Raw genomic sequence first — 9,777 nt, forward strand, 5'->3', positions numbered from 1 at the left:
ATATTTTTTTAGTATTAAACATATAAAATTAAACGAATAAAAATACTAAATATTACATAATAATCCTACAATTTTTACACTATTCACATTCTTGCGATTTACAGATATAAAAAATCCTGAATTTAGAGATTCAGGACTTCTCATTGAGAAATAAGGTTTAATTAGTTTTACAAAAATTGTATTTGTAGATATCTTAAAAATTAAAATTATGAATATTAAAAAAATAGAATAAAATCAATCCAAAAAAAAGTGCAAAAATCCCAATAACAATAGCAGCAGTAATTAATTTTTTTTTCATTGTAGTATATTTTCATTGAATTTTACGTATAAAAACTATTCATGTTGCGATACATCATTATATTGCCAAAGTACATTTATTATTTTCCATTCTCCATTTGTTTTTACAATGTGCATATAATCTATCCATGCATCTGCTAATAGTTTAACAGATGCTGTTCTTGCAGAAACATCTAAAAGCTTTATGTCTTTTCTAGGATTTTTAGGGAATTTATCTCCCTTTGCATTATAAGTCTCCGCAAGAATAACCATATTCTCTGCAAAATATTCTGATATATAATCTTTTTGAGCAGCCTTACTTCTAAAAACTGATCTCTTTACCAATCGTGGATGCAAGGCGCTTTCCATCAATTTAGGATTCAGGGTATGTTGCGCTTCAATATAAGCCAAGGCAACACGTTTGATATCAATTGTATCTTGCGAAGTTTGAGCCTGAAGCTGAAAAGAAAAAAATACAATTGTGATTAATACAAAATATTTTTTCATAGAAAGTTAGTTTTTAGGAGGAGAAAAGATTGTTTTTAATAGTCTGGTTTTTTTATTCCAAAATTCGAAATTCATTATTTCTATAACTTAATTTTAATACTTTATTTTTATCATTTATGTCCCAATCTAATTGGATTGCATTTTGAATTATTCTTTTGATAAACCCGGGAGTTACAATTTTAGGTTCAAAATCTTCAGGACGTTCTTCAGGATGATTGGCAAACTCCCAATGATCAAAATATCCAAAATCAATTTCAAGCTTATTAGATTGGTTTTGATCGGGTCTAATTTCAATAACATTGTTTAATCTCCAATAGTAAATTGCATTGTCTACTGTTATTTTTCGAAATCCGTTTCTCTTCTTCGAAATCATGATTTAATTTATTTTTTTGCCGTTAAATTTTATAAATATGCTAAACAGGAAAAAATTTCTCACAAATAAACTAAATTAAAATAATGTTTAATCTGTTTTTATTAAGCAGAAATTACGGTTTCTAAATTCTCATAAAACTAAAAACAAAACCTTACTTACTCACATTCAAAACAATCAAAATTACGTCTAATATTTATGAATTTCAGATTTGTGATTTGGTAAATTTCAGCCTATATTTGCTATCGAATAAAAAAGAATATGGAACAATTTGTAGTATCGGCTCGTAAGTATCGCCCACAAACCTTTAAGGATGTTGTAGGCCAGAAAGCCATTACCAACACTTTGCTGAATGCTATCGACAGCAATCACCTTGCTTCTGCCCTTTTATTCACCGGACCACGTGGAGTTGGTAAAACAACTTGCGCCCGTATTCTGGCCCGTAAAATAAACCAGCCCGGATACGACGATCCCAATGAGGATTTTGCTTTTAACGTTTTTGAGTTAGATGCGGCTTCAAACAACTCTGTTGATGATATCCGTAGTCTTATCGATCAGGTTAGGATCCCACCACAAACTGGACAATACAAAGTTTATATTATTGACGAGGTCCATATGTTGTCTTCGGCAGCTTTTAATGCTTTTTTGAAAACATTGGAAGAGCCGCCAAAACATGCTATTTTTATTTTGGCGACAACAGAGAAACACAAAATTATTCCAACAATTTTATCTCGTTGTCAGATATTTGATTTCAAAAGAATTACCGTAAAAGATGCTAAAGAACATTTGGCAGAAGTTGCAACAAGTCAGGGAATTAATTTTGAAGATGATGCTTTGCACATTATTGCTCAAAAAGCAGATGGCGCAATGCGTGATGCTTTGTCTATATTTGACCGTGTAGTCTCTTATTGCGGCACAAACTTAACACGTCAGGCTGTAACAGAAAACCTAAACGTTTTAGATTACGAAACCTACATTAGCATTACTGATTTACTTTTAGAGAATAAAATTCCGGATCTTTTACTGGCTTACAATGATATTCTTGCAAAAGGTTTTGACGGACATCATTTTATTGCCGGACTGGCTTCGCATTTCAGGGATTTATTAGTGAGCAAAACTCCTGCAACAATCTCTTTGCTTGAAGTAGGTGAACAAGCGCAGCAAATGTATGGCGTACAAGCACAAAAATGTTCTCAGGAATTTTTACTTAAAGGAATTGATATTGCTAACGACTGCGATTTAAAATATAAATTAAGTCAGAACCAACGTCTTTTGGTTGAATTATGTTTGATGCAATTGGCCTCTATCAACTTTGATGGAGAAAAAAAAAAGTTGAGCAATTCATAATTCCTCCTGTTTATTATAAAAATAGCGGATATTCTATAGTTGAAGTTGAAAGTCAAAAGCCTAAAGCTGAAGCTGAAAAACCAACTTCGGAAATTGCAAATGCAAACACTTCTACTGTAGTTGAAACTCCAAAAAAAGAGGAAACACCTGTATCTGCTCCAAAAGCTGAAGTTAGTACTGAACCTAAAATTTCTGCTTTTTCATTATCCAGTATCCGTAAGAAAAAAGAACTGGAAGCCAGCACTAAATCATATGTAAAGCCATCTTCGGTATTACCAACAGAAGAATTTACAGAAACTGAAATGTTAGTGCAATGGAATAAATATGCACAGCGTTTGGGCGATAAAGGATTTAAGATCATGGAATCGTTATTATTGATCAACGACCCAACTTTAGACGGAACGACAATTACGCTTGAATTACCAAATGAAGGTTCTAAATTAGATTTTGAAAGCCAGATGCTTGGTCTTTTAGGGCATCTAAAAGGACATTTGCACAATCATAATATTACAATACAGATTAATGTAAATGAAGCTGTAGAAAACAAACGAAGTCTGAACGATCAGGATCGATACAATCGTTTATTGGAAATCAACCCAAATATTGAACTTTTACGTTCTACATTTGGATTGGATTTAAATGCCTAATATTTTTAGCCGCAGAGTTTGTTATTTATTTCGAAATCCAAAGTCAAAAACTTTTTTAAGCCATTTTTCCCTTTGCTTTTCATCAGCCGTTTTTATGATTCCAATATAACTGACTTTTACAGGTTTTATGCCGCAAAATTCCAAAACAGTTTTTTTTAACTGATTCACACTTGGTCTGGCATAAAACAATCGATAATACCAGCTTGGCTGATCTAAAGTAGTGATTATATGCGCGGTTTTTCCTTTTAGCAATTTATCCCACCAAACTGAATTTTCGCGATGCTGAAAAGCCATTCCAGGTAAAAACAAACGATCTATAAAACCTTTTGTGATCGCAGGCAAACCGCCCCACCAAATTGGGTGAATCCAAACCAAGTGATCTGCCCTTTTAATTTTTTCCCACGATTCTAATAAATCCGGTTCTAACTCAATTCGTTTTGTATAGCCAAATTTCAGATTTGGATTAAATTGTAATTCGGCGATTGTTATCGTTTCTACCAGAGCTTTAGATTCAATTGCACCATTTAAGTAAGATTGGGCAATTGCAAAATTAAAACTGGACGGATTTGGATGTCCATTTATAATCACTATTTTTTTCATATTTCCTTTTTTTACAAAAATACTATTCTGATAAAAATCATTACAGGACAAATGTCCTATAAAACCGCTTTACGAATCCGGCTTAAATGTCTTGGGGTTACGCCTAAATAAGAAGCTAAATATTGAAGCGGAATCAGCTGAAGATATTTTTGATGATTTTCATAAAGTTCCTGATACCGTTGTGTTCCGGATAATTTCTGGAATGAAATCATTCGTTTCTGAAGCGTTACATACTCCATTTCGGTTAGTTTACGACCTATTTCCTGCCAATGAATTCCTAATTTATAAAGCTTTTCGAGACTTTCGCGGCTTATGATTTGTAATTCTGTATCAGCAAGCGCCTGAATATTTTCTTCGGCTACATTTTGTGTTATAAAGCTTGAAAATGAAGCCATAAATTCATTTTGAAAGGCAAAACAATTTGTAATTTCATCGCCTTGATGGTTGAAGAAATATGAACGCAAAATGCCGCTTTTAATAAAAACGATTTCATTACAAACCTGATTTTCTTTCAATAAAAGCGCTCCTTTTTTAAGTTTTCGAAATGTAATTAAATCCTCTAAAAGATCTAATTCATTTTGAGGCAGCACCTGAATCGATTGAAAAACTGATTTCATTATAAATTGTAATTTTTATTAATGAGAAGCTGAAGATTTTTACTAATACTTAATAGAATATCGCTCCTACGGAGCTAATAAATGATCGTTAAAGTATTAAACGTGAATTCAATCAGTTGAAATATTCTAAGCTGATATTTATTTCTAACAGGATTTTTTTTTGTAGAAAATAATCCTTTTTTGTAAAAGAAAAAAATTAATTTTTAGCAGCAAAAGCTCTTTCAATTCTTTTATCAGGAATTAACCATAACATAGCAACTATAAAGTATGCAGCTCCGGCAATCCATTCGTTATAAAATGAAGAAATTATACCTACTACATATAATATAGAAGAAACTTTTCCTTTCATATCCCTTCCAATCGCTTTTGCCAATATCGAATTTTGACCTTCGTTATTAATTACAATTTTCTGTAAAATAAAATATGCCACTGAAGATAAAAACAGCACAACTCCGTATAAGGCCATTGAGGCTTTTGCAAAATTATGTTCTCCCATCCATCCTGTAGAAACCGGAATTAGGGACAGCCAAAAAAGTAAATGCAGATTGCTCCACAAAACTTTTCCGTTTACTTTTGTTAATCCGTGAAATAAATAATGGTGATTATTCCAGTAAATGCCCACATAAATAAAACTCAAAATATAACTTAGAAACTTAGGAATAAGAGGTTTCAAATCGGCAAATTCATGTCCTTCAGGAACTTTAATTTCTAAAATCATAATGGTTATAATAATGGCCAATACACCATCACTAAAGGCTTCGAGTCTTGTTTTATTCATTTATGCTCTTCTTGTATTTATTTGCCACAGATTAAAAGGATTTTAAAAAATTTTCTAATCCGTTTAATCTGTGGGTGATTTTTTTCTAAATTTTGCCGTAATACATTGCTTTTACGATTCCGTCAGATAGTCCTATTTTTGGGACATAAATTTGGCGCGCTCCACTCCATTTCATGGCATTCAGATAAATTCTGGTCGCATGAATAATTACGTCGGCACGATCTGAATTTAAACCTAATTCGGCGATTCTTTGCTCGTAAGTTAAAGAGTTTAAAAATGCATATTGTGAATTAATATAAATATATGAAAGTGGTTTTTCTTGTTGTTTTCCGGACATTTTAAATAACTTATTAATGTTTCCGCCTGAACCAATCAAGGTTACTTCTTCATAACCTGCTGTGTTTGTTTTAATCCATTTTTCGATTTCATCCCAAACTACATCGTGAACCATATTATTTAATAAACGAACTGTTCCAGCTTTAAAAGATCTGGAATTAACCAGTTTTCCGTCAGAAAAGAGCGTAAACTCTGTACTTCCGCCACCAACATCTACAAAAAGATAGGTTTCGTCAGTTTTTAATAAATGATGTAAATCAGTAGATGCAATAATTGCTGCTTCTTTTTTACCATCGATGATTTCGATTTTTATATCGGCTTCTTTTTCAATTATTTCGACAACTTCTTTAGCGTTATAAGCTTCACGCATTGCCGAGGTCGCAAACGCCATATAACGCTCTACTTTATGTACTTTCATCAAAAGGTTGAATGCTTTCATCGCATCGACCATTCGATCTATATTTTCTTCTGAAATTTCTCCAACTGTAAAGGCATCTTGTCCCAAACGAATTGGCACACGAACAAGCGAACTTTTATTAAATTGGGGTTCTTTGCCATCTTGTTCTACAACATTTGATATTAGAAGCCTCATGGCATTTGATCCAATATCTATTGCTGCAAGTTTCTTTATATTAATCATGCTCACTTATGATTTGAATTTTATTTTTTATTAATTTATTTTTTGTGGAACCTGCTCTAATACTAAAATCTTATTTTGATAATATTTATAGGTTTCAAGCTGGGCTCTAAACGGGGCATGATGATTTCGCGGCTTGTATTTATTATCCAGTTTATAGGAATGATATCTCACTTTAACATTCCCTTTCCATGCAATATTAAAATTATCTATTAGTTCTTTCTTTATTTCAAGGTCATAAATTGGGCAGGTTACCTCAACTCTTCCGTCAAGATTTCTGGTCATAAAATCTGCAGATGAAATATAAACTTCGGTTAAACCGGCATTTCCAAAAATATAGACTCTTGAATGTTCCAAGTAATTATCGACGATACTTATGGCTTCAATGTTTTCGCTCATTCCCGGAATTCCCGGAATCAGGGAGCAAATTCCTCTTACCTGAAGCTGGATTTTTACGCCTGCATTACTGGCCTCATATAATTTATCGATCATTTTAAAATCAGATAAACTATTCATTTTTAATTTAATATGGGTTTTTCTACCTGCTAATGCATGCAGAATTTCACGATCAATAAGTTTAATAAATTTTGTTCGTGTATAGTGTGGTGATACAATTAAGTGCTTGTATCTGTGTACTCTGTAATTGATATCGAAAAATTCGAATATTTTAGAAATGTCTTTCAAAATTCCCTGATGGCAGGTTAAAAGTGTCACATCTGTATATATTTTTGCTGTAGATTCGTTGAAATTTCCTGTAGAAATAAATCCGTAACGACGTGTTTTTCCCTCTTCAACTCTTTCTATCACACATATTTTACTGTGTACTTTTAGCCCTTTTATTCCAAAAATAAGATTAATACCTTCTGTTTGCATTTGTTCTGCATACGAGATATTTGTTGCTTCATCAAAACGTGCCTGAAGCTCGATTTGAACAGTAACTTGTTTACCATTTTTTGCGGCATTAATCAAAGAACTAATGACTTGCGAATTTTTTGCCAATCGATACAAAGTGATTTTTATAGTAGTCACTTTGGGATCTAAAGCTGCTTCACGCAAAAATTTAGTCAAATAGGAAAAAGATTGATATGGCGCGTGCAGTAAATAATCTTTTTTATTGATTTTTTCCAGGATACTTCCTCCCAGACTTAAACCCGGAATTGGTAATGGTTCGTTTGGTTTATAAAGTAAATCGTATCTTCCTAAGTTTGGAAAACCCATATAATCACGACGATTATGATATCTTCCTCCGGGAATAATACTGTCTGTTTCTACAATTTTCATTTTATCCAGGAAGAAATGAAGTGTATCTTCTTCGATAAGACTATCGTATATAAAACGTACCGGCTCACCTATTCGTCTGTCTTTCACTGATGTTGCAATTTTTTCGAGCATACTTTTACTCAAATCGCTATCAATATCCAACTGTGCATCACGGGTTATTTTGATCATATGTGCTGAAACACTTTTATAATCGAAAATATTAAATATGTTTTTAAGGTTGTAACGAATTACATCATCAATTAAAATAACATAGTGTTTGTCATCGTGCGATGGCAGAACTACGAATCTGTTTATGGTTTTTGGAATTTCGATTACAGCATAACGAACTTCATCGTTTGTATTCATTTCTAAACGAACGGCGAGATATCCCAAAGTATCTTTTAGAATTGGAAATTCGGCCAAATCATTCAAAATAATAGTCACTAATTCCGGACTTAATCTTTGGGTAAAAAAGTCTTTTAGAAATATTTCCTGATCCGGTGTAATTTGATCTTCGTTTATAATAAAAATATTTTCGGCTTCAAGTTCGGCTTCAATATTTCCTAAAATACGTAAACTTTCAGATTGCTGCTGAATTACAATTTCAGTAATATCCTTAATTAACTGATGAGCAGAAACGCCACCTAAATATTTTTCTCCGGAAATTCCTGAAAGGCTTAATCGTCTAATAGCAGCATACCGAACTCTAAAAAATTCATCTAAATTGTTCGAAAAAATCCCAACAAAACGCAGTCTGTCTAAAAGCGGAACTGTGTTATCTGCTGCTTCCTGAAGCACTCTTGCATTAAACGCTAACCAACTTTTTTCTCTATCGATATATTTCTGTTCGTACACTTTATTATTATTTTAAATCTTTGGGGAAAATTGTTTTATGAGTTTTACCTTTATTGATGGTGTTCCAACTTTCTGCATCAAACTGTAATGACACAAAGCCGGAAGTAGGAACGTTCTCGATAAAAACATCCCCAAATTTATTAACAAAATTTGTAATAGCCTCGTTATGTCCAAAAAGAATAACGCTTTCGAAACTATTATCACATGATTTGATAACCTTTTCGAGCTGTTTATCATCAAAAGTATAAAGGTCGTCTTTATAAACGATACTTTCAATAGGGTATGAAATATTTTGAGCAAAAATAAGTGCCGTTTCTGAGGCTCTTGCCGCTGTGCTGCTCCAGATAATATAGGTCTTAGGGAGAAACTTTGAAATATGAGAAGACACGTCGTGGGCATCTAAAATCCCTCTCTTCATTAAAGGTCGGTCAAAATCTTTTAAAGGTGCTTCCCAACTTGATTTAGCATGTCGTATTAAAATTAAATTTTTCATAAGCAGCAAGTTTATAAACCTTATTTAAGGTTACTATTTTTTATTGAACTTCTAATTTACAAAAGAAAAATCAAACCCTCCCTTTTTTTTATTTCTGTTAACATTAAATAGAAATTTTAACAAGAATAAATGTTTCTTCAAACTTAATTTTCTTAAAAAATAAATATATGCCCTTTTGATAAAAAGATGTTCTTTATCTGCTAAAACAAACAGTTGGTCGATTTATGAATATTTACAATAAATTAACTAAATATCTGATTATTAATCATTTAAAATATTTAAAAAATTCCTTTTTTGAGTAAAAAATCAAAAAATACTTACTTTTTTATTTGTTGAAAATCACATAAAAAAACAATTTTTATAGCTTTATTTAACAAAAATCATACACTTAAACGAGTTTTTAGGTTAGTTACAGACAAAAAAAATCAAAAGTTAACACTCTCTATAACTTTGATTCTGTTAAAATTAAATCAATAACAAAAACAAAAAACCTAAGTTATGAGAACTAAAACTACACTTGAAAAAGCAGTGAAATTTGTTAACAATTGTAAGTTTATTTTTTCTTTCAAAAAAAACATTTTTCGCAGAAACTTGTTTTCCTTATTTCTTTTTTTGGTAACTACAATTTCATTTGCTCAATCTGTTTCGTGCAACGCCACATTGGTAGTTGAAAATAACGGAAACATAAGAAGTACTCCTCTTGAGGGAACTTACTATGCGATGGTACTTACAAACAACAGCTCTTTTACTGATACTTTTATTTTAAGCAGTAAAAACATCAATTCTTCCTGTGCCAACACAGATGGAAGTTCAACTACAGGAAATGTGACAATTAATACTGATTTTATAGACTCTGAAAGAAACTCTCTTACTGAAATCACTTTGAACCCCGGACAATCACTAAGTTTTTATATACACGTGACGGTGCCCGCCGGGACTTCTATACAAAAATGGTCTTGTGACCAGATTACCGCTACCTCAAAAAACTGTATCAATTATGCTGTAGATACTGTTTTACACACTTACATCATTAATCCGATTAATGATTAAAATA

12 protein-coding genes are annotated in these 9,777 nt (G+C 32.0%); 3 read left to right on the plus strand and 9 right to left on the minus strand.

Features of this window, described 5'->3' with window-relative positions; genetic code table 11:
- Positions 1–333 precede the first annotated feature (333 nt).
- Both BXU01_RS08360 and BXU01_RS08365 read right to left on the minus strand, forming a co-directional pair.
- Positions 334–783: a nuclear transport factor 2 family protein gene (locus tag BXU01_RS08360; RefSeq protein ID WP_083692762.1), complete on the minus strand. Its 450-nt coding sequence runs from the start codon at positions 781–783 to the stop codon at positions 334–336.
- A gap of 52 nt (positions 784–835) precedes the next feature.
- On the minus strand, positions 836–1,156 hold the full coding sequence (locus BXU01_RS08365; protein ID WP_083692763.1) for a hypothetical protein: 321 nt from the start codon (positions 1,154–1,156) through the stop codon (positions 836–838).
- A 258-nt stretch (positions 1,157–1,414) separates the two neighbouring features.
- Here BXU01_RS08365 and dnaX point away from each other — a divergent pair, with 258 nt between their 5' ends.
- Complete coding sequence (gene dnaX / locus BXU01_RS08370; RefSeq protein ID WP_083692764.1) at positions 1,415–2,500, plus strand: DNA polymerase III subunit gamma/tau; 1,086 nt, start codon at positions 1,415–1,417, stop codon at positions 2,498–2,500.
- A 52-nt stretch (positions 2,501–2,552) separates the two neighbouring features.
- Here dnaX and BXU01_RS23640 read toward each other — a convergent pair whose 3' ends face one another.
- A complete protein-coding gene (locus BXU01_RS23640; protein ID WP_165689771.1) occupies positions 2,553–2,861 on the minus strand; it encodes a hypothetical protein in 309 nt (102 codons plus the stop codon).
- On the opposite strand from BXU01_RS23640, the gene BXU01_RS08380 reads away from it, so the two are divergent.
- Positions 2,860–3,147 (plus strand): DNA polymerase III, encoded by a 288-nt coding sequence (locus BXU01_RS08380; protein WP_255373726.1) that lies wholly within the window; start codon positions 2,860–2,862, stop codon positions 3,145–3,147. The two genes, BXU01_RS23640 and BXU01_RS08380, sit on opposite strands and share 2 nt — an antisense overlap.
- Positions 3,148–3,168: 21 nt before the next feature.
- Here the strand turns inward: BXU01_RS08380 and BXU01_RS08385 are convergent, their stop codons facing one another.
- The 6 genes from BXU01_RS08385 to BXU01_RS08410 all read right to left on the minus strand — a co-directional run bounded on the left by BXU01_RS08385 (position 3,169) and on the right by BXU01_RS08410 (position 8,723).
- Positions 3,169–3,747 (minus strand): NAD(P)H-dependent oxidoreductase, encoded by a 579-nt coding sequence (locus BXU01_RS08385; RefSeq protein WP_083692767.1) that lies wholly within the window; start codon positions 3,745–3,747, stop codon positions 3,169–3,171.
- A gap of 56 nt (positions 3,748–3,803) precedes the next feature.
- Positions 3,804–4,364, minus strand: a complete 561-nt coding sequence (locus BXU01_RS08390) for a Crp/Fnr family transcriptional regulator (protein ID WP_083692768.1) — start codon at positions 4,362–4,364, stop codon at positions 3,804–3,806.
- 196 nt (positions 4,365–4,560) lie between these two features.
- Positions 4,561–5,142 carry a TMEM175 family protein gene (locus BXU01_RS08395; RefSeq protein WP_083692769.1) on the minus strand — a complete coding sequence of 194 codons (582 nt, stop codon included), beginning with the start codon at positions 5,140–5,142 and terminating at the stop codon, positions 4,561–4,563.
- A gap of 85 nt (positions 5,143–5,227) precedes the next feature.
- A complete protein-coding gene (locus BXU01_RS08400; protein ID WP_055096572.1) occupies positions 5,228–6,118 on the minus strand; it encodes a Ppx/GppA phosphatase family protein in 891 nt (296 codons plus the stop codon).
- Between the two features lie 30 nt (positions 6,119–6,148).
- Positions 6,149–8,230 (minus strand): polyphosphate kinase 1, encoded by a 2,082-nt coding sequence (gene ppk1, locus BXU01_RS08405; protein WP_083692770.1) that lies wholly within the window; start codon positions 8,228–8,230, stop codon positions 6,149–6,151.
- 7 nt (positions 8,231–8,237) lie between these two features.
- Entirely contained in the window at positions 8,238–8,723 is a 486-nt protein-coding gene (locus BXU01_RS08410; protein ID WP_083692771.1) for a histidine phosphatase family protein, read from the minus strand.
- 498 nt (positions 8,724–9,221) lie between these two features.
- Between BXU01_RS08410 and BXU01_RS08415 the strand changes: the two genes are divergently transcribed.
- Positions 9,222–9,773 carry a hypothetical protein gene (locus BXU01_RS08415; protein ID WP_083692772.1) on the plus strand — a complete coding sequence of 184 codons (552 nt, stop codon included), beginning with the start codon at positions 9,222–9,224 and terminating at the stop codon, positions 9,771–9,773.
- Positions 9,774–9,777: the final 4 nt, after the last annotated feature.

Source organism: [Flexibacter] sp. ATCC 35103 (genome assembly GCF_001975985.1).
In the GTDB taxonomy this organism is placed as follows: domain Bacteria; phylum Bacteroidota; class Bacteroidia; order Flavobacteriales; family Flavobacteriaceae; genus Flavobacterium.